Source organism: Streptomyces sp. NBC_01485 (genome assembly GCF_036227125.1).
Classification (GTDB): domain Bacteria; phylum Actinomycetota; class Actinomycetes; order Streptomycetales; family Streptomycetaceae; genus Streptomyces.
The window spans coordinates 7,761,724-7,782,486 of the sequence record NZ_CP109435.1; the positions used below are offsets into that span (position 1 = coordinate 7,761,724).

The 20,763-nt window shown below is 67.5% G+C and carries 13 protein-coding genes; 7 read left to right on the forward strand and 6 right to left on the reverse strand.

The window, feature by feature from the left end:
• Nucleotides 1-423: 423 nt before the first annotated feature.
• The 3 genes from OG352_RS34275 to OG352_RS34285 are packed head-to-tail and all read right to left on the reverse strand — an operon-like array spanning nucleotide 424 to nucleotide 6,493.
• Nucleotides 424-1,521, reverse strand: a complete 1,098-nt coding sequence (locus OG352_RS34275) for an AAA family ATPase (protein WP_329222292.1) — start codon at nucleotides 1,519-1,521, stop codon at nucleotides 424-426.
• Nucleotides 1,518-3,443, reverse strand: coding sequence for a DUF1998 domain-containing protein (locus OG352_RS34280; protein ID WP_329222293.1), 1,926 nt, complete (start codon nucleotides 3,441-3,443; stop codon nucleotides 1,518-1,520). Before OG352_RS34280 ends, OG352_RS34275 begins: the two co-directional genes overlap by 4 nt.
• Entirely contained in the window at nucleotides 3,440-6,493 is a 3,054-nt protein-coding gene (locus OG352_RS34285; protein ID WP_329222295.1) for a helicase-related protein, read from the reverse strand. The genes OG352_RS34280 and OG352_RS34285 overlap by 4 nt, the downstream gene beginning before the upstream one ends.
• Nucleotides 6,494-6,806: 313 nt before the next feature.
• Between OG352_RS34285 and OG352_RS34290 the strand changes: the two genes are divergently transcribed.
• The 7 genes from OG352_RS34290 to pcaDC all read left to right on the forward strand — a co-directional run bounded on the left by OG352_RS34290 (nucleotide 6,807) and on the right by pcaDC (nucleotide 17,733).
• A complete protein-coding gene (locus tag OG352_RS34290; protein WP_329222296.1) occupies nucleotides 6,807-8,357 on the forward strand; it encodes a sigma-70 family RNA polymerase sigma factor in 1,551 nt (516 codons plus the stop codon).
• A gap of 154 nt (nucleotides 8,358-8,511) precedes the next feature.
• Nucleotides 8,512-9,015: a DUF4365 domain-containing protein gene (locus OG352_RS34295; protein ID WP_329222298.1), complete on the forward strand. Its 504-nt coding sequence runs from the start codon at nucleotides 8,512-8,514 to the stop codon at nucleotides 9,013-9,015.
• A complete protein-coding gene (locus tag OG352_RS34300) occupies nucleotides 9,012-10,184 on the forward strand; it encodes a hypothetical protein (protein ID WP_329222299.1) in 1,173 nt (390 codons plus the stop codon). Before OG352_RS34295 ends, OG352_RS34300 begins: the two co-directional genes overlap by 4 nt.
• A 382-nt stretch (nucleotides 10,185-10,566) precedes the next feature.
• A complete protein-coding gene (locus tag OG352_RS34305; protein WP_329222300.1) occupies nucleotides 10,567-12,621 on the forward strand; it encodes an ATP-binding protein in 2,055 nt (684 codons plus the stop codon).
• A 284-nt stretch (nucleotides 12,622-12,905) separates the two neighbouring features.
• On the forward strand, nucleotides 12,906-14,882 hold the full coding sequence (locus tag OG352_RS34310) for a serine/threonine-protein kinase (RefSeq protein WP_329222301.1): 1,977 nt from the start codon (nucleotides 12,906-12,908) through the stop codon (nucleotides 14,880-14,882).
• A 419-nt stretch (nucleotides 14,883-15,301) separates the two neighbouring features.
• Nucleotides 15,302-16,390, forward strand: coding sequence for an IS110 family transposase (locus OG352_RS34315; protein ID WP_329222302.1), 1,089 nt, complete (start codon nucleotides 15,302-15,304; stop codon nucleotides 16,388-16,390).
• Between the two features lie 32 nt (nucleotides 16,391-16,422).
• Nucleotides 16,423-17,733 carry a bifunctional 3-oxoadipate enol-lactonase/4-carboxymuconolactone decarboxylase PcaDC gene (pcaDC, locus tag OG352_RS34320; protein ID WP_329222303.1) on the forward strand — a complete coding sequence of 437 codons (1,311 nt, stop codon included), beginning with the start codon at nucleotides 16,423-16,425 and terminating at the stop codon, nucleotides 17,731-17,733.
• Nucleotides 17,734-17,849: 116 nt separating this feature from the next.
• On the opposite strand, the gene OG352_RS34325 is transcribed toward pcaDC, so the two are convergent.
• Genes OG352_RS34325 through OG352_RS34335 form a run of 3 tightly spaced genes read right to left on the reverse strand, consistent with a single transcriptional unit; the run spans nucleotide 17,850 to nucleotide 20,760 of the window.
• Nucleotides 17,850-18,554 carry an ATP-binding cassette domain-containing protein gene (locus OG352_RS34325; RefSeq protein ID WP_329222304.1) on the reverse strand — a complete coding sequence of 235 codons (705 nt, stop codon included), beginning with the start codon at nucleotides 18,552-18,554 and terminating at the stop codon, nucleotides 17,850-17,852.
• Complete coding sequence (locus OG352_RS34330) at nucleotides 18,551-19,540, reverse strand: hypothetical protein (protein WP_329222305.1); 990 nt, start codon at nucleotides 19,538-19,540, stop codon at nucleotides 18,551-18,553. The genes OG352_RS34325 and OG352_RS34330 overlap by 4 nt, the downstream gene beginning before the upstream one ends.
• Nucleotides 19,537-20,760, reverse strand: coding sequence for a hypothetical protein (locus OG352_RS34335; protein WP_329222306.1), 1,224 nt, complete (start codon nucleotides 20,758-20,760; stop codon nucleotides 19,537-19,539). The genes OG352_RS34330 and OG352_RS34335 overlap by 4 nt, the downstream gene beginning before the upstream one ends.
• Nucleotides 20,761-20,763: the final 3 nt, after the last annotated feature.

The following is a 20,763-nucleotide window of genomic DNA, read 5'->3' on the forward strand; positions in this document are numbered from 1 at the left end:
CTGGCGAGTCAGCCCGGTGGCTTCGGTCGGGGCATTCAGCCACTGAGCTTCGTGCGCAAGCGTTCGTTCTCCTTCTCGAGGGTCATAACGCGTCGTTCGAGGTCGGCTCGTGTCGGCCTCTTCGGGGGCGGCGGAGGTGTGGATTCCGTTGGTTCCGGTGGTTCGCCACGCATCATGGGGTGGAGGTCGAGTTCCGGCCGGGCATCACGCTCCTCGTTGGCGAGGTGGACCGGCTGTCGGCACGGACCCGGCAGGAGGCAGTGCCGCGTCCGATGTGCGGGACACCGACCCGCGCGGGAGCGTGGCTACCACGGTGCACGGTGGCAGACGTGCCGGTGGACGGGCGACGGGTTGTGGTGTCGGCGCAGGTCATTGGGAAGTTCAAGATTCCCTGGAGACGGTCCGGATTCGCGGTGTCAGCTTTTACATCATGGAGCGTCGCAGTGTACGCGCAGGGACATCTGCCAGGATCGGGGGCTCTCGGTCCCCGGAATAGCAGAAGTACAATTCCTGCCTGGCTCGGGTCGTCATGACGTAGTAGCGCATCCTTAATTCGGCTGCTGTCGGATCACCGCTGTCGATATGGGTGTCCGGTATAATCACCGTGTCGAATTCCAGGCCCTTCACGCTGGCACGGTTGATGATGCTGATGCCCGCTTTTCTGGGGGTCAGTGTCCGGTAGCGGCCTTCGGGTGCGTTGCCGATGTACATCTGCGCTTGCTGGCCGTGCGGGGGACGGCTGATCTCGGCGAAGAGTTCTGTTTGCGCGCGGGTGCGCCGCAGGATCACACCAATGCTGCACCGGGGGTTGGCTGTCGCGTAGGCGGACAGCCAACTTGCGAGCCGCTGGCTTCCGCCTGTGTGTCGTAGAAGTTGCGGCACGGGGCCGTCGCGGTCCGGCAGCAGCGGTGGATCACCGTCGACGTGGAAGTGCTCGGCTAGTACGGCGACTGGCTGGCTGTTGCGCTGATTCACGGTGATCTCGTGGCGGGTGGTGCTTCCCATCCCTTTTTCGATCTCCGCCAGTGTGGACTGGGTGTCCGTGATGCGCTGCTGCTCGTCCGCGAATACCGTCATGCGAATCCCGAGCACGCGGCAGAGCTGGTAGAACTGCTGCGGCAGGTCCTGCCCTTCGTCGACCACCAGTTGTTCCAGTTGGCCCAGTCCGACGCTCATGGCTGCGCTCATCAGTTCTGACCAGTCGAAGAGGCCGTCCTCTGTCTGACCAGGCGCCGTGCCGGTCGCCCGTTGGTACCAATTGATCACCCAGCGGTGGAATGTCAGTACTGGGACCGATGAACCCACCGCCACCGCGTCCGCCGCAAGCTGCTGGCGTAGCAGGTTGGATCTCGCCACCAGCACGGTGGAATGTCCCATAAGGTCCAGCAGTGCTGCCCGGTGCATGGCCAGCACGCTCTTCCCGGTGCCGGGTTGGCCGCTTACCAGGTGGTTGCTATCTGGTGCTAGAGATTCGAGCAGATCCTGCTGCGCGGGGGCCAGGTCGAGGAACGTGAGCGTCACCTGAATCCGCCCTTGCTGATGCGGTATTCGCCCGAGGCGTTCACGGCTTCCTCTTGGGCGGCTGTGACGACGGGTTCGAAGAAGCCTGGGACACCAGCTCCGCCGACCACGAGCATCCGGTCGAGGAGCGCGTTGCCGGTCTCGCAGCTGGTCTCGGGCAGCAGAGCACAGGCGTGGCAGGCGGCGCGGTTGAGGTTGGCGTACCCCTGGCCGGTGTGTTCGGCGCACAGAGGGTCGGCTGAGCACCAGGCGGCCTGTTCGAGCAGGCGCACCAGGGTTTCGGCAAGGAAGCCGGGTTCGCCCTGGCGGACGAGTCCTCCCATGGTGCCGTCGGTGTCTCCGGAAGCGGTGTAGATCAGTATCCCGCACTGGGCCTGGTCGGCGTCCTCACTGTGGCGCGGGCGGGCGTACACGCGTTCGCGCAGCGATGCGGTGCTGTATCCAGATTCGTAGGCGAGTTGGCGGATCAGCAGATGCGCGACGGTGTGCAGCAGGGGATAGCGAGGGAGCAGGGCGGGACCGGTGATGGAGGCCAGGCGGTCTTTCTGGAAGGAACTTTCCAGGTCGCTGGCAAGGCCGGCGACCCGGTCGCGCACCTGCTTCTTCTGCTCCCATGGGGCGAGCAGTTCCTCGTCGAGGGTGAGGAAGATTCCTTCTCCGAATACTTCGATGGCCGGCAGCCAGCGGGCACGCCGGGAGGTGTCGACGGGGACGAATTTCTGCTCGGGTGAGACGCGGGTGAAGCCTTGCAGGGCGCGTACTTCACGTAGCCGGTCGGCGACGACGACGGTGGGGATGCGCGCCGCGAGCTGGGCCCAGGGCGCTCCGGCGGTCGGCTCAATTCCGAGTCCCACTGGTCGGATGACGAATTCCCGGGAGTGTTCGGGGACAGGGGCGGTGAAGGCTGCCCATTCCTCCCAGCTGAGGTCGGGGTAGACCGGTGCGTCGCCGATCGGGCTGACCGGCCCGGTGCCTGCTGGATTGGGCGCGGGGTCGCCGAGGCGGCGGCCGGTTTCTTCCTCCAGCAGTGCCTGCATGAGCGCTTCGTCGGCTCCGGCTGCCTCTGCGATCATGTCGCGCAGGGCAGGTGCGCTCGGGCTGTCCAACTGCTGGCACAGAGTCGGCCAGAATTCGTGGTTGCGGACCCGGTCGGCTTCCTCGCTTTCCAGCAGGATGGGGGCCTGGGGAGCGGGAATGTCGAGAGCCGAGTGCATCACGGGGTAGTACACATTGCCGGCGGTGCGCTGGACGATCTGGACTTGTTCACGGCAGTCAACGCGCTCGTTGAACCGCTGCCAGGGATTGCGCCCTCCGCAGCGCAGGCCCTTGGTGCCGAGGATGTCGAGCAGGTCCCGGGAAGCGCCCTCGCACTCCTTGTTGCGACAGCTGATCGACAGGGCTTCGAGACCGGTCGTGCTCTCTTCCACGTGGAAGGTGAGCTTTTCCCGGTCCGGACAGCGGTCGCGCTCGTCCTGGGTGCGTTCGGAGTGGGCCCAGTACCACCAATCGACATCGCCGAGGTGTCCGTCCGGACAGATCGAGACGAAGCGCATCGGGGCGAGTCTGCGCTGCGGTGAGCAGAAGGGGCAGACGGGAGGGTGTCCGAAGCGTTCGTTGGCGATGCGCCATCGGGTCATGCGCCGGCAGGATCCGCAGAACAGCCAGCCGGGGAAGCGGACGTACCGGGGTCCATGCGCATTAGGGACGTCGTAGTCGGCTACCGGGGCCGGCGGAGCGGACCACAGCCCGGTCGCACGGAGCTTGCCTTCCAACCGCGGCGAAGAGATCCGCTGCCGGTGTTTGGGGCCGGGCCAGTCCGCGATTCCGGCTGCGACGAATGATTCCCCTTGGAGGTCGAGGATGGCTCCGACGCCGAAGGGCAGTACGGTCTGCGACTGACGGACCCGCAGTTTGCGGTTCATTCTCCGGCTCCCTTCACGATCACCTGGCACTCCTGGTCGACGCTGCGCATGGAATGCGGTGTTGCCCACAGCCCGTCAGCGCGGCCGAAGTTGCCCAGGAGGTTTGTCTGCCCCTTGCCTGCGTTGCGGTAGTAGTAGTTCTTGCCGGTGTCTTTGGCGTGCTGGGCATGCTCGCGCCATTGCCTGCGCAGGGCGGAGAGATCGCGTTCGGCGGCGTCTGCCGAGGCGGGGTCGCAGCGTGCCACCCAGTCGGCGATCTTGGCGGCGGCATCGGCCAGCTCGGTCGGGTGGTCCAAGATCGCCCCCGCCTGGTTTTCGGCAGCGAGGCCGATCCCATGGCGGACGAGGACCACCAGGGCCGCGTGCAGGGCGCGGCGGCGTGAGGGGATCGACCAAGGGGTGACGCTGGTGGGCTCCACATGCTGGTAGAGGGCCTGGTGGTAGGTGTCGAAGGTTTCGTAGTGGGAGCGGTCTCGGGGGCGGGTGGAGTTCAGGAAGGTCACCACCAGCCCGGGAATCTTGTGCCGGCCGACCCTGCTGGTGGCCTGGATGTACTCGGCGGTGGCCTTGGGCTGGCCGAGCATCAGCATGAGGGCCAGGCGTTTCACATCGACCCCGACGGAGAGCATGTTGGTGCAGACGAGGAAGGACACGCTCCGCTCGTGGTCCCAGGGGCGCTCCAGGTCGTCGAGCAGCTTGGGTTGTTCTGAACGGGCGAGGTTGCTGGTGAGTTCCTGTACCTCGCGCTCGGTGAGTTCCCGGTGGCGTCCCGGTTCTCCCATGCCGGCGAGTTGGGCAGGGATATCGTCGCCGGCGGCGGTCTTGGTCCGGCCCAGTTCGCGCAGGCTGTGATGGTAGGCGACCAGCGTCCAGTAGTCGTCCCTGTGTTCTTGCGGCAGTTCGAGAGGCCCTTGCAGCAGGGCTGCCGCCGTGGCCACGGTGGCGCGGCCGGCGGTGTGGCCCTGTGCCATGACGCCCACGTAGCGACGGCCAGGACTGTCGGTGTCCGGCTCCGCGAAGTACGAGAAGCGGGCGTCAAGTCCCGCAGGAGGGAACAGCTGAACGTCGCGGCCATAGGTCTGGCGCACTTGTTCGCCCGCGCGGCGGATCGTGGCGGTGGACGCGATGACCTTCGGTGCGGGGCCTTCTCCCCATGCGCACAGCTGGAGCACCGCGGCCTCGTACAGGCCCACCGTGGTACCCAGCGGGCCGGTCAGCAGGTGCAGCTCGTCCTGGATCACCAGGGACGGGCGGCGGTGCCCCTGGCCCCCGAACAGGCTCTTGGCCTGGGGGACCCAGGCCAGACGGGCGAATTTGTCGACCGTGCCGAGCAGGAACGTCGGGGGGCGGTCGTAGATGTGTTCGTCGACGACCGCCACCGGAAGCACATCGTGGAACCGGCAGTCATCGCGGGGGCAGAAGAACTTGAAGGAGTCCTCTTTGGCCTGTACGCCGTAGTCCTCGATTTGGGGGGACTTTGAGGCCGGCAGCAGCCGCGTGCCGCACCAGGAGCAGCGGTCGAGGATAAATACGTCCTCGGGGCGCTGGGCGGCGCGTTGGTCTTCGAACGCCCGCCGGGCTTCTTCGTAGGTGTTAGGGGATGTGGCCATGCCCACCCACAGGCCGATGGAGAAGGGCTCCCGGCCTAGCAGGGGCTCCGGTGCCTTGGACGCTTCTTCCGGGGTAAGCCCAGCGGGGTCCCGCAGGTACTCCAGGGCGCACACAGTGGTCGCCGCGCGTTGGAACTGCTGGGTGGTCAGCAGGCTCAGCGTGTAGCGGCTGATCACGGCGGTCCCGCCGCCTGCACTGCCGTACCGCAGTCGACGCAGCAGCATCTCGAAGCTGGCGAGCAGCAGGTACGCCTCAGTCTTGCCACCACCAGTGGGGAACCAGATCAGGTCCACCACCTCACGGTCGGGGTGCGCCTCGTCGATCAGCCCCTGGGCTGCGAGCAGGAAGAACCCCAGCTGGAAGGGATACCAGGCTGCGTCCGCAGCAGGTTCCGGGTCCTTCGGGACAGCGTCGGTACGGCGGCGGCGCTCGCCGGCGAGGTCCTTCTTCACATGCCGCATCTGCAAGGCCATGGCCCGATTGGCCAGCCGGAACGCTTGCAGCTCCGTGCTCTTGTCGTCCCGGCAGAGCGCGTCAATGCCTGCTTCCATGCGTTCCACGGCGATGCGGATACGCTCCAGGATCCGATGGGCAGCCGCCCGGCCCACAGGAGGGATATCGATTTCGCATTGCTGTTCGTACCAATCTCGGTAGCTACGGGTGAAATCACGTAGCTCCGCGCGCAGTTCTTCGGCGGATACGCCAGGGTCGCCGAGGCGCGCGAGTGTGAGGACCGGGGAGCCGGAGGCGCCTGCGGCCTGTACGCCTGGTACTTCCGCCTCCGGCATGACCTGGGTACGCACCTTGGCGATTGTCCCGTTCGCCCGTTCCTCCTCCACGGCACAGCCGTGACCCACCGCATGGGTCACCACGTGGCGGTACTGCAGTCGCAGTTCCTGCTCCTCAAGGTCCCGGCTGGTGAGTCGGACGCTGGGGTAAGGAAGGAACGCGCCGCCGACGGGCTCGACCTCCAGCGACACCTGGAAGAGCATGTCGTCCCACTGCGGCTGGGGGCGCTTCCCGGGGACCGGCTCAGGCGCGAAGGCGCTGTTCACCAGCGCGACAGTGAGAAGGTTGCCGTCGTTGAAGGGCCGCCAGCGCAGCCGGACCTCTGCCCGGCCGTCGAACACCTTGACCTCGGTCTGCCCGATCTTGACGGGCACCGGTACCGCTGGCAAGGACTCCCGCCGCCAGTGCCGAGGCCCCTGACCCCGGACCGTGATGTACCGGGCGGCTCGGCAGTAAAGGATCAGTTCCTCGGCGTTGGTGAAGACCGACAGCCCCAGGGAGGATGGCAGCCAGGCGTTGGACTCGGGCACCGGGTCGTCGGCGAACCGGGTTTCCTCCGTCTCGCCCTCCGCGCGCAACGGTTCGGGCTCCTCCCGGGTTTCGGCCAACCTGCGCTGCAGATCACTGTCCTGCGGGTAGAGCGTGCCCATCAGATACCGTCGGTCAGGAGGTGCGGTGATCTCCTCCGTCTCACCGTTCGCGGGTCCGACCAACTGCCGTCGCAGATAGTCGATGAGTTCCCTACGCGCGTCCATACGTCCCTCCCCGCATGTGCCGCAGCGCGTCTCCCGGGCCAGAGGGGTGAGGCGCTTGCTGCGGCCAACCGTGATCGTAGCAACGGGCGTCCCGGGAGCCGTCAAAGACAGCGATTCTGTACGAACGGGGCTCTTGTCAGTGCCGCGTGGCACAGTCTCTTTTATGTCAACTGCTGCTCCCGGCGTCACAGGCAACAGAGCACCCGGCATGCGCGAGACCATGAGCCAGCTGCTGCAGCGATTCCAGTCCTCGGCCGTCGACGGGAAGGTGCCGTGGGCCGAGTACGAAGCAGCCACCTCACAACTGGGGCTCGACGAGGGGGCACAACAGCGCTTCAGCGCGGCGCTTGGGCAGTTGGGTCTGCAGGTCTCCCCTGCTCCGCAGCCCGCACCGGCGCTGGTGCCGCATACCCGCTCCGGCGCCGAGACAACGGACGCCCCGCATCGGCCCGGCCGCGCAGAGCGCGTGATGGGGCTCGTGCAGCGGAGCGCGGCAAACGGCAGAGTCACGGAAGAGCAATTGCGTCGCCTCGCTGCCCTCTGCGGTCTCACAGCGGGAGAGGCGAAGGAGCTCCAGGCTGTCGCTCGTCGAGCGGGCATCATCATCGTGCAATCGGACGAATATCCCCCGCCTCCTACCGATCAGGATGCTGACACCATCCCGCCGGAACCGGACAGCTCCGAGTCCCATGCGATTTCCTGGACCGAGTCGGACCTTGATGGTGCCATTACCGCCGCGCGCCGCCTTCTTGACGAGGACACCCGCAACCCGCGTCCGCAGAAGCGGCTGCTGCGCGCGGAAGAGGAAGTCGGGCTGAGCGTCCTGCTGCGCGGTGGCGTGGATAAGGTGGGTATCGAACCGGAAGATGAGCTGTTCGCGCAGCTCCCGCCCCATCACATCCGCCGCCGCGCCCGCGATGCGTTCTTGCTCCACAACCAGGGGCTCGTCCACGGCATGGTCAAGAAGTACTTGGACCAGGGCCTGGAGCAGGAAGACCTTGAGCAGCACGGGTTCGCGAAGCTGATGCACGCCGCGTGCAAGTTCGACGCCAGGAAAGGTTTCAAGTTCTCCACCTACGCGACCTACTGGGTGCAACAAGCGCTCCAGCGCGCCATCGCGGACGAAGGCGCCGTGATCCGCATCCCAGTTCACATGCACCAGACCGTACGGAAAGTTGCCGCTGCAGAGTCACGCTTCCGTACAGAAGGCCGCGCAACCACCGCTGCCGCGATCGCCATCGCGTGCGGCCTTGAAGTCACCGACGTCGACAAAGTACGCAAAATCAGCCGGGTCACGGACTCCCTCGACCGCGTCATCGGGGACGGCACCCATCTCGGCGAACTCCTCGGCATCTCCCGGCCCGCCCCAGGACCGGAAGACGTGCTCCGCCACAAGATGTCGCGCGAATGCGTCGATCAGCTTCTCGCACGCCTGACGGAGCGCGAGGCGGACATCGTCCGGCGCCGCCTGGGCCTGATCGACGATGAAGTCCAGACCCTGGAGGACATCGGCAAGGTGTACGGGGTAACCCGCGAACGAATCCGGCAGCTTGAAGCCCGTGCGTTCAAACGGCTACGGGAAGAGCTGGCGCCGCCACCTCCGCCAGAACCTCCAGCGACACCTGCGCCCGCCACCGAGACCGAGCCCGCTGGGGCGGGCTCGTCGCTCCCTGCGCCGGGTGATGATCAGCGCGAAGACAAGCTGCCGGTGCCCACTGCTCCCAAGCCATATGTGCAACCCGCGCTGTTCACCGAGTAAACCGCCCGACAGCAGGCCCCTGCCCAACCGCCGTTGCCGGTTGATTTCCACCGTTCCACGGGGCGTGCCGCGCTGGACTCGATACCCTGACCAATCGGAGATCATCACAGCATTCCGGGGCCGGTACCGCCCGGGTCGCTCTGCGGACGGGGATATGGAACACAACAACCACCAGGGGTGGTTCGGGGAAGCCTTCGTCGGCGTCCTGGCCGCCGCTGCTGGTCTGCAGCACGCGAAGCCCCAGCCCGATCTCGGGATCGACCTGGAGGTGCGGCGCGACGACCCCGACCCATCCATCGACGCTCGGATCGATCTCCAAATCAAAACCCAACGTGTCCCGGATCCCTCCAGCTTGGGCGAGGGCATCACAGTGCGGCTTGAGGCACACCAGTACCGCCGGCTCATCGGGATACGCCAGGTGCCGGCCTTCCTCATCGCCGTCGTGGTTCCGCAAAAGCCCGCCCACTACAGCAATGCCTCTGAACAGTCACTCCAGTTGAACCACAGCGCCTACTGGGTCTCACTCGCGCACGACCCCTACCCGCTGGAAGGAAATCAACAGCGCGTCAGCGTGACAGTTCCCAGCAAGAACCTGCTCACCACCGCAGCCATCCACGAACTCCTCGATAACGGCGCCCCCTCTGGAGCTGCTCTGTGACCGGCTTTCCCGTCGCAGAAGACGACCTGCGCGCGCTGACTCCACGGGACGCCGCCCGCTACCTGCGCACGCGCGGCTGGGTCGAGGGCGAACGTGTCCGCTACAGCATGCGGTGGCGCCTACGGCTTGGTGATCGGGAACACACCGTGCTGCTCCCGGCCATGACCGCGCTGACCGACTACCCCAACCGCATGGCCGATCTTCTGCAGGATCTTGGGCAGGTCGAAGGCCGAACTGTCGTGTCTGTCCACGCCGACATGGTGCTCACTGACGTGGACACCCAAGAGATCAGGACACAGCCGAACACCCCCAGCGGCACCATTCCGCTCCTGGAGGGCGCGGCCGCCGTCACCAGGGTCAAAGATCTGCTGCTGAGCGCCGCCACCGCCGAGGTACTCGACGAACCGAGACTGGTCCTCCCTCGCAACAAGCCCAGGCGGGCCAAAGAGTTCCTCAACCAAGCGCTGCTGGGCACCGCCAAGCCAGGCAGCTATATCTTCAGCGTCCAGATTCCGGTCGAGGCTCATCCGGGAAGCCCCTCGAACACAGTTGTCCCCCGCCGCACCGCCACCGCCGAGCTTCCCTTCGGCCGCAGAGTCTCCCAGCGCCTCTATGAAGCGGTTCACGCCGCACGCAAAGCGGCCATGCTCAGCACCGAATCCGGCGACCTGGCGGTCTTCGCCGAACAGGCTCGACTGGGTGTGTCGGCAGACCTCTGCGAATCATTGGCCGGACTTGCCGGAGACGCCGGCAACGGGTTCGCCATCACTTTCGGCTGGTCCCCCCGGTGGAGCGTCCCGCACACCTACACCCAGCCGAGGGCAGATTTCTCCGCGGAGTTGCTGCCCTCGTTGTCCGGCGCGGCGGAGATGCTCAGAAGCGATGACCCGACGCCTGAGTCGTATCCACAGGCATTGATCCTCGGTCCCTCCTTGTCCCTCGCCCGTGTTGGCACCGACGGCGGACACATCCTTGTGGCCGCTGGGCCGGGCACCAATGAGGAACTCCGGGGACGGCAGATCCGCGTACGGCTGACCGGAGAGCAGTACGACCAGGCCGCCCACGCGCACGCCCAGCACCACGACCTGATCTTCCAAGGCACAGTGGTCCGGCAATGGCGGACGTACGAGATGGCCCACCCCACCCGTTTCGTCGTGAGTTCTACGTGATGACCACCCCGCTGGTTGATCTCCGCCGTCTACGAAGGATTCAGCGGTCAAAGCGCGCAATCTTCGCCCGAAGGCGGCGGTCGCAGTGGCGCTGCCGGACTGCGCCTGCCCCGAACGGGATGGGAGTGGTTGATCCTGCACAGCACTCTGCCGTAGGCGGGCAAATGGTGGACCGACACCGGTCACCCACGACGGGCGCGGGCTGAAGCACCGCCCGCTGGGAGAAACACGGGTCGTCTCCCGCCGCACGGGATGTGCTGTTGTTCAGACGAGGGGAGGGCGGTGATTCAGAAGGGGGGCACACCAGAGGTGCGGAGCCTGGGGCAATGGGGGTCTCGGCGAAGTCGGGCACCAGAGGCCGACCTCGTGCTTTCATGCACGTATGCATTCCCTGACCGTGCAGGTGGACGGTGACCACCTGGCCCGCCTCGTCCGCAGCCCTCGCGCCGGCCTGACGGAGCTCATCTGGAACGCCTTGGATGCGGACGCAGATGTCGTCGATGGGCGGCTTGAATTCAGCACGCTGGGTGCGGTGGAACGCGTTCTTGTCGTGGATCGCGGTCACGGTATGTCGTCGGACGATGTGCAGCAGGGATTCGGTGCACTGGGCGGTTCATGGAAGAGGTCCACCAGGACCACCCGGCAGCAGGGTCGGCGCCTTCACGGAGAGCAAGGTAAGGGGCGGTTCGCTGCATTCGGCATTGGCGATGTCGTTGAATGGTGCACGGTACACGAGGGAGATCCTGCGACCGAGATGAGGATCCGCGCCGCGCGCCACAATCTGCGCCGTTTCGACATCACCACCGCTCCGGCCGAGGCGGGAATCGGCACCCGCGTCTCGGTTGTCTCGGTCAATGAAGCTGCTGGCAAGCAGCTTGAGCAGGACTCACTGATCGACACTCTCTCGGCTGAGTTCGCGATCTATCTCGAATCCTATCCGCATGTCGAGATTTCGTGGCGCGGTCAGAAACTCAACCCGGCGGCACTGCAGGTTGAACGTGAAGAATACGGTCTGGATGTAGACGGGATGGAGGGCCAACCGCAACTTGTTGTCATCGAGTGGCGCCGACAGGTTGACCGGGCCTTGTATCTGTGTGACGAGGCCGGAATGGCGCTACATGACATCAAGCCGGGTATCCAGGCCCCCGGATTCGACTTCACCGCTTACCTCAAGTGGGGTGGATTTAGAGGGCATGACGTGCTACTCGCCGAGTCCGGCCTGGAGCCCATGAGTTCCGTTGTAGTGGCGGCGAAAGAGAAGCTGCGTGAGCACTTCAAACGCCGTAGCGCGGACAGGCGCAGGTCGATCATCAGGGACTGGGTGTCGGAGGGCAGCTACCCGTACAGCGACGGATCGTCCTCTGCTGCCGAGAACGCGGAGCGTCAGGTTTTCGACATCGTCGCCTTCACGGCATCGAAAGTGATCAACGACGGTGACTTCCGATCACGGAAGCTCACCCTCAGGCTCCTCCGAGAAGCCCTCGCGTCGAACCCGGGGAATCTCCACAATGTCCTGAGGGGCGTCCTCGAACTCTCTGCAGAGCGGCTGGCGGAGCTCAGCGAGCTGCTCAACAGAACCACCCTCGCATCGATCATCTCCACCTCGAAGAAAATCGGAGACCGCCTCAGCTTTCTGACCGGACTCGACACGATACTGTTCGACGCCGATCCGCGGCGCGAGACTCTGGAGCGCAGGCAGCTCCACCGGATCCTGGCCAACGAGACCTGGGTTTTCGGTGAAGAGTACGCTCTGACCGGCGACGATGAGTCCCTGACCAAGGTTCTGGCGAAGTACCTCCACCTCCTCGGTGAGGACGTCGGACTCGCTGGCCACACGAAGCCCGTGCTGCGTCACGATGGCACCAATCCGATCCCCGACCTTGTGCTCACGCGCACGTGCGAGATCGCGCAGGACCGAGTCGAGAACATCGTCGTCGAGCTGAAGCGACCGAGTCAGGAGATCGGTGCCGACGAACTCATGCAGATCGAGAAGTACGCACTGGCGGTCATGCGGGACGAACGATTCAACAAACCGAACGTATCGTGGGACTTCTGGATCATCGGCAATTCCCTCGATGAGTTCGCCGAATCCCGTCGGAACCAGACAGGGCTCCCATTCGGCTACATTCAGCGCACCGACCGGCATCGCGTGCAGGTCCGTACGTGGTCCGAAGTGATCAATGACGCCCGGCACCGGCTGAAGTTCGTGGAGCGCAGCCTCGACTACCGGGCTACTCACGACGACGGGGTGGAATACCTGCGCTCGAAGCATGCCCAGTTCTTGCCGCCCAGTCTCGGTGAAGGCCCTGCCCAGTCACCCTCCTCCGAGGGTGACCAGGGCTCATCTGACGGGGACGTGACCGACTTGGCTCAGCAGGCGAGTGACAGTGACGAGTTGGCGGAACGGTCCGGGCGGGAGTTGTCGGGCGAACGTTGATTGGTGAGCCGCGCTGCGTGAAGGTGGCGTCCCGAGTGATGGTGTAAGTGATCACCGTGGGGGTGTGCGCGGGCGGGTGCCGGGACGTGTAGCCGGTGACGGTCTTCGCTCCCGGCTTCCTCAGCGGCGCTTCTGCTTGACTACGGCATCGCTGACCACTCCCTGAGAGGACGGTGCTCATTGTGGTAGTGCACAGATAACATCCAGCTTCCAGGCATGGACGTACCCATTCGGCGTGCGTCCGGCCTTTCACTCTCTGCCGGTGAAGGAGAACGGAAGCGCCCGTGAGCAGTACTCGCTCCGGCGGGCTGGTGTTGCCCGCCCGCCCTGGTGATCCGAAGCGGGTCGGTCCCTACCGGATCATCGGCCGTCTCGGCTCGGGCGGTATGGGTACAGTTCACGCCGGTCTCGACGCCGCCGGCCTCCGTGTCGCGGTGAAGGTCGTTCATTCCGCGCAGGCTGAGGATCCCGAGTTTCGGGCCCGGTTCCGCCGCGAGGTTCAGCTCTCCGCGCGTGTGCAGGGGCCGTTTCTCATACCTCTGCTCGCCGCCGATCCGGATGCCGATTCGCCGTGGCTGGCCACTGCATACGCCCCAGGGCCCACCCTTGATCGGCACCTTGCGACCTACGGACCGCTCGCCGAGAGCACCTTGTACGCCTTCGCGACAGGTACCGCCCAGGCTCTCGAGGCCATCCACGCTGCTGGCGTCGTCCATCGGGATGTCAAGCCGCAGAACGTCATACTCACCCCTGCCGGCCCCCGCGTCCTGGACTTCGGCATTGCCCACGCCGCCGACGGTACGTCCGTGACCCGCACCGGCATCATGACCGGTACCCCCGGTTGGATCAGCCCCGAGTATTACCGCGCCGGCAGCGCCGGCCCCGAAGGTGACCTGTTCGCCTGGGGCGCGCTCGTCGCCTACGCGGCCACCGGACGCCTGCCCTTCGGCACGGGAGCCCCTGACGTGGTCGCCTACCGCGTCATGTCCGAGGAACCCGACCTTCATGGCCTTCCCGACGAACTCCGCACCATCGTGAAGAGCGCCCTTGCCAAGCAGCCGGGCAGCCGAACCACCGCGAGCGAGGCCGCCGAGGAATGCGCGGTTCTTCTCGCGGCTCAGGCCACGCAGGTCATCCCGGCCGGTGCGGAAGCGACGCTGGTCGGTGATCTCGTCGTGGCCGAGTGGGACGTGCCCGCCGTGGACGACCCGGCCTGGCACCCTCCTGCCCGTTCCCGCAGACGCATGGTGGGCATCGCCGTTGCCGCGGGCGTCGTCATCGGTGGCCTGACGGGTGGAGCGCTCGCCCTTCAGCCCGGCGGGACGGAGACACTCCCCTCGAGTTCCCGCCGCCACGTCAGCGCGTCCTCCACGACGATCACCGATGCGTCCTCTCCCGCTTCACCGACGGCAAGTCCCCAGACGCCGGACACATCACCACCCGTGGACGCTGACGAGGCGACGATCACCACATGGCGTGCGGCCCGCCGCGCCAAGGGGGAGGCCGAGATCGAGACCGAGGCCGCGCTGGGCCACGACGTCGGCCTGGGAGTTGGCGAGGAGTACAACTACAGCGGCCAGTACGACGTGAGCTACGCCCAGCCGAGGAAAGAGATCTACGTCGCGATCAGTGGCCCGGCAGTCGAGTCACGCGTCGTCCAGGGAGCGGCCAAGGATGCCTGTCTTACCCTGCGCATGATGGCGGACATCTACAAGGACCTTCCGTACGACGAGTATGTCCTGGTGGACAACACCACTCCCACGGCACCCGCGATCGTGTGGGAAGACGACTTCCGTACCAACACCGGCTGCGTCACACAGACCATCGAACGCACCACCAGCGACCAGGGGCAGGATCCGAACTGGAATCCCACCGAAGCCGGCCTGACGGCCGCGCGGATCCCGAGCGTCGACAAGGACGAGATCCGAGTGGCAACCGAGGCGGTCCACCAGCTTTTCGTGGAGTGGAACGGCAATTCCCGGCTGTTCCATGACCCCCGCTACATCAGCGACGAGAACACCAGCATCGGCTTCGCCCCGGACGAAGGCGTGATGTATGTGTGGGCGACCAAGCCCGAGTGGGACCAGAGCGCGCGGGAGGATTGGGGGCAGACCGCCGCAGGTGTGGCCTGCCGGTCGATCCTTTCCGAATCCCGCTCCCGGCCGGAATGGGGCTATGCCCAGTATGCGGTTGCGGTCCTCGACGGCGCCGGCGGTACGGACTTTCTTCGCTGGGGTTCCGTCGGCAGTTGCGCGAGCTGACCCTCCTCACATTTCGGCTCACCCTCGGCGGTGTCCACCGCCCCGTAAGGCGGGCCACGCGGCTGCCCGTCATTGCCGGTCACGAGTGGGCGAAGAGTCAACGCATTGTCAGCCAGTCCAGGCCAGGTGTGGCGGGTTCGGGCGAAGTCATCCGGCAGTGATCGAGTTATGTCGTTGTGCCGGGATCAGTGGGACTGTTGCGCGATGCCGTCCCGGACGGGGGTCTGACTCATGAGATCTATGACCGAAGTGTCCAGTCACGGGCTTGTCGACTGCCGTTGCGGGATGGCGCCTGCTGGTACCGAGCCACAGGGCGTGTCCCAATAGGGGCCTTGCCGAGTTTCAGGCGCCATCACGGTTCAGACCGCCCGAGCGGGCCGGTGCCATCCACCCAGCACATCGCCACGCGGGAGGCCACCATGACGACCAGACAGCGCAGCACCTCCTCCAGTACGGATCCACCCGTTCCGGGCGAGGTCGTCCTGGGCGTGGACACGCACGGCGAGGTTCACGTCGCCGCCGTGGTCTCCCCGCTGGGGAAGGTCGTGGGTACCGAATCCTTTCCGGCCACGGCGGCCGGCTACCGTCGGCTGCTCGCCTGGGCCCGCAAGCGGGGGACGGTGCGCCGGGCCGGCGTGGAGGGGACCGGCACCTTCGGCGCGGGCCTGTCCCGCTACCTGCTGACCCAGCAGATCCAGGTGTTCGAAGTGAACCGGCCCGACCGCACGGCCCGCCGTCTGCTCGGCAAGTCGGACCTGCTCGATGCGCAGGCCGCAGCGCGAGCCGTGCTCAGCGGTCGCGCCCGGGCCCGGGCCAAGTCCGGCGACGGTCCGGTGCACAGCGCCCGGATCTTCAAGCTCGCCAAGGACTCCGCGGTCAAGGCCCGTACCCAGGCGATCAACCAGCTCAAAGCCGTCCTGGTCATCGCCGATCCCGCACTGCGGGAACGACTGTCGAGCCTGGGCAACCGCGAGCTGTTCCGCACCTGCGCACGCCTCGGGCCAGGCGACGGCGAGAACGCGGTGGCCCAGGCCACCCACATGACCCTGAGAATGCTCGCGGAGCGTATCGAACAGCTCACCGGGCAGATCAATGAGCTGAACCAACGCCTGACCCAGCTCGTCGAACACCACGCCCCACAGCTACTCGTACCGGTGGGTATCGGCCCGGACAGCGCAGTCACCTTGCTGATCACCATGGGAGACAACCCCGAGCGGCTGAACACTGAGGCATCCTTTGCAGCCCTTTGCGGAGTTAGCCCCATCGAGTACTCCTCCGGGCGGCGAATCACGCGCCGGCTCAACTACGGCGGCGACCGTCAGGCGAACGCCGCCCTGCACCGCGTCGTGTTCACCCGCCTGCGCCACGACCCGCGCACCCAGGCGTACTACGAACGCCGCACCCAGGAGGGCAAGACCCGACGTGAGATCATCCGATGCCTCAAGCGGTATGCCGCCCGCGAGGTCTTTAACCTGGTCAGACCGGCTTCGCGCGCCCCCGCGTTATAGGGGCGTCCGTGATACGTGAGAGGGTCTGAGGCGTGAGTGAGACACCGTCGAACACCCTGCAATACCGCTTTGACGGGCCAGAAGAGGCTCCCGTCCTGATCCTGGGTCCCTCCCTGGGCACCACCTGGCACATGTGGGACCGTCAGGTTCCCGAGCTGGCCCAGCAGTGGCGGGTGTTCCGGTTCGACCTGCCCGGTCACGGCGGTGCCCCGGCCTACCCGGCGGGTTCGGTCGCCGAACTCGCCGCGCGCCTCCTCGCCACGCTCGACGCGCTCGGGGTGCAGCGCTTCGGCTACGCGGGCTGCGCGTTCGGCGGCGCGGTCGGCGTGGAGCTGGCCCTGCGGCATCCGGAGCGTGTCGCCTCGCTCGCGCTGATCGCGGCCTCGCCGCGGTTCGGCACGGCCGACGAGTTCCGGCAGCGGGGCGTCATAGTCCGCACCAACGGCCTCGACCCCATCGCCCGCACCTCGCCCGACCGCTGGTTCACCAGCGGCTTCGCGGCCGCCCAGCCCGCGATCACCGAGTGGGCCGTGCAGATGGTGCGCACCACCGACCCCGGCTGCTACATAGCGGCCTGCGAGGCCCTCGCCGCGTTCGACGTACGGGCCGAGATCGGTCTCGTCGGCGTTCCGACGCTGGTCCTCGTCGGCTCCGACGACCAGGTCACCGGCCCCGCCGAGGCGCGCACACTGGTCGCCGGGATCCCGGACGCCCGCCTGGCCGTCGTACCGGGCGCCTCGCACCTGGTCCCGGTCGAGCAGCCCGCCGCTGTGACGGACCTGCTGGTCCGCCACTTCTCCACCGCCTGGCAGCCCGCCCACGACTCCGGCACCGGGCAGACGGCCGTCCCGGGCATCCCCGTCAGAGCCGTCCTGACCGCGCCCCAGCAGTCCCCGCAGCCCCTGGCCATCGCGGAGATCGCGCCCGCCCCCGTCGCCGAACCGCCGCAGCTCATGGGCCGCCCCGACCCGTACGACGCCGGTCTGAAGGTGCGCCGGGAGGTGCTCGGCGACGCGCACGTCGACCGGGCGCTGTCGCAGGCCGACGAGTTCTCGGGCGACTTCCAGGAGTTCCTCACCCGCTACGCCTGGGGCGAGATCTGGGACCGCCCCGGCCTCGACCGGCGCACCCGCTCCTGCGTCACGCTCACCGCGCTGGTCGCCGGCGGCCACCTGGAGGAGCTCGCCTTCCACACCCGCGCCGCCCTGCGCAACGGCCTCACCCCGGACGAGATCAAGGAAGTGCTGCTCCAGGCGGCCGTCTACTGCGGCGTACCGGCGGCGAACAGCGCGTTCACGGTGGCGCAGCAGGTCATCCGCGAGGAGACCACCCCCACCGAGTGAGTCTCAGTGAGGTCTCATTGGTCCGGCCGCCAGGACGACGGCCGGCCCGGACTGGCTCAGGACAGCAAGCGCGTCAGCCAGATAGCGTCGGCTCGCCCGCGCGTGGGCCTGTCGGCTCATTGCCCGGGCGGCACGAAGGCGTCGTAGCCGCCGGCGTCGTCCAGTGCGGCGAGCGTGCCGTGGAACACGACGTTGCGGCGGTGCAGGATGGTCGCGTCCGTGCAGACGCCGCGGACGTCCTCCGCCATGAGGTGAGTGGACAGCAGGACGCACGACGTACGGCCCATCTCGCGCACCAGGGCGTGGAAGCGGGCCCGCTGCCCTACGTCCAGGCCGACTGTCGGCTCGTCGAGGAACAGCAGCTGGGGCGAGTTGATGACGGCTTGGGCGATGCCGACGCGCTGTTTCTCTCCGCCTGAGAGCCGGCCCAGCCGTTGCCCGAGCCGGTCGCCCAGTCCGACCGCCCCCGCGGCCCGCTCCACCGCCGCCGGGATCTCGTTGCGGGACATGTCCCGCAACCAGGCCGCGTACACGAGGAACTCACGGACGGTGTACCCGCGGAACAGGCCGAACTCCTGCGGGAGATAGCCCAGTCTGCGCCGGATCTCCCGGCGCTGCATCGGGATGCGGGGGTCGCGGTCCAGGAGGGTGACACTGCCTTCGGTGGCGGCCGCGGCCGTCGCCAGGATCCGCAGCAGGGTGGACTTTCCGGCCCCGTTCGGCCCGAGCAGCGCGTGCACTCCGGGCCCGAGGCGGAGGTCGATGCCGTCCAGGACGAGGGTGCGCCGGCGTCGTACGCACAGATGTTCCGTGTGGATCATCGGGACCCCAGGCGTCCGAAGGCGTGCCGGCGCAGTACGAGCAGTTCGGCGAGCACGGCGGAGGCCACACCGAACACGATCGCGCCGCCCGCCTGCATGAACTGCTCCTGGACGTCGCGCAGGGCGAGCAGGATCCGGTGGGAGCCGTCGCCTCGGTAATGCTGGGTCAGTGGTTTCGCCAGGGCGTACACCAGCAGGAACCAGCCGGTCCCGGTCGTCAGGGCCGCCGCCCAGCTGCCCCAGTACGAGCTGAGGAGCAGCGTGGTCAGTGTCACCGTGAGGCACGGCAGCAGCCAGCTGGCCGAGGTGTAGGGCGACAGGCCCGCGCGGGGCATCGCGGCGGCCGCGCCCGTCAGCAGTGGCACGCACACCACCAGCGTCTGTGTGGTGCGCACCAGAAGGATGCGCAGGCCTCCGGCCGGGGTGGTCCGGGTCACCTCGGCGAAGGGATCGGCGCGGCCGCCGTAGCTGCCGGCCACGCAGAGCACGGGCAGCACCGGGGCGAGGAAGAGCAGCACCAGGCGGGGTGCCTGGGAGTGGCTGAGGTGCCCGAAAACTACGCCCAGTCCGGACACGCAGGCGACGGCCACGAGCCAGGGCAGCCGCAGGACCTGGGTGCCGGCGAGCCAGGGCGGGAGGCCGTGTCGGAGGCGCGTTGAGGCGCGGATCCGTGCCGGTGCCGGTGCCGGTGCCGGTGCGGGTGCGGGTGCGGGCGGGGTGTGCGGGGGTGGCGCGGGGAGTGGTGGTGGGCCGCCGGTGATGCGGCTCACCAGGGTCCTGTGCAGGGCGTCGAGGCGGGCCGCGTGCCCGCCTCGTCGTACGGCGGTCTCCACCGCGTCCGCGCAGTGACCGCAGCGCATCAGGTGGGGTTCGGCCCGGCCGAGCAGGTGGGGTGCGAGGCGGCCCTCGGCGTAGGCGGTGACCCAGGAGGCGGGCAGATGGTCGGCTGTGGAGGGCGCGGGCGGGGTGATCCGGTGTTCGGTCATGGCGTGGTCGCATTCAAAGGAGGGGTGAGGCGGTCGTCGGTCCGGATCGCGGTGAGGTACTGGCTCAGCCAGTCGGCGCGGTCGGCGCGGGACATGGAGTCGAGCCGGGAGATCACTGCGCGGGCGAGCAGATTGAGCCGCTGTTGCCGGTACTCGGCGGGCAGCAGCCACTGGGTGACGGCGTCGACGACGGCCTGGTCGGTGGTGGAACGGCAGCAGTTCCACCCGGCGAGGTAGCGGGCGGTGATCCGAAACCGCTGCTCCCTGGTGGAGTCGAGCGAGATCTCCAGCGCCCAGCCCCGCTCCTGGGGCAAGTCGCCCACCAGGGTCTCGGCGGTGCCCAGGTAGTGCGTGGGTGCGCCCCGCACACCGGCCAGAAGCCGTCCGAAGTGGGCGGCGACCTCGGTCAGTTCGTCCTTGTGCGCCACGCGGTCCTCCGACAGGCAGACCGCCGGAACGGCGGCGGAACAGCGGACGGCGATGGTGCCGACGCCCGATTCGATGTCGCCCATGCGCAGCGGATCAAGCAGGGTGAGCGGCAGCAGGCAGGCGATCAGGAAGACGGCGAACCTCCACAGCCCCGCCCGCAGGGCCAGGACCGTCGCCGCCGCGAGCAGGAGCGAGGTCAGGGTGATCCAGGGCAGCCAGCCGGGGACGAGTCGGTTCGTCCAGTCGAGCCAGGAATGTCCGGGCACGTCGGGCCCGACGTAGGGCCGCTGGGAGGGCAACTCGAAGCCGAGCACGTCACCGCCGTTGGAGACCATGAGCGGCCAGACGGCTGCCGCTCCCACGAGCAGCGGCACGATCCGCTGCGGCAGGAGCGCGCCCAGGATGTGCGCCGTGCCCGTGGCGCCGGCCAGCACGAGGAGCGCGTAGAGCGCCAGCGGCAATGGTGGCCGTGCTCCGGTGGCGGTGGGCCAGGTGACCGCCAGCACGCCCACGATGCCCAGGCCGAGCAGCACGGTCGGCCACAGCACCGACGGCGTGAGGGACAACAGTGCCCGGGTCCAGGGGCCGCGTGCGGCGCTGTCGCCGACCCACTCGGCGCCGGCCCGTGGTTCCGTGCCGCCCTGCCAGCAGGCGATCGCCATGGCGAACGGCGTGATCTGGACCAGGCTCAGGTGGATGGTCTGTGCGGCGTCGAACCAGTCGCCGTCGACGTGGGCGAAGGAGCCGGTGACCGCCATGACCAGCAGCACGGCGAGCACGGGCGCACCCACGGT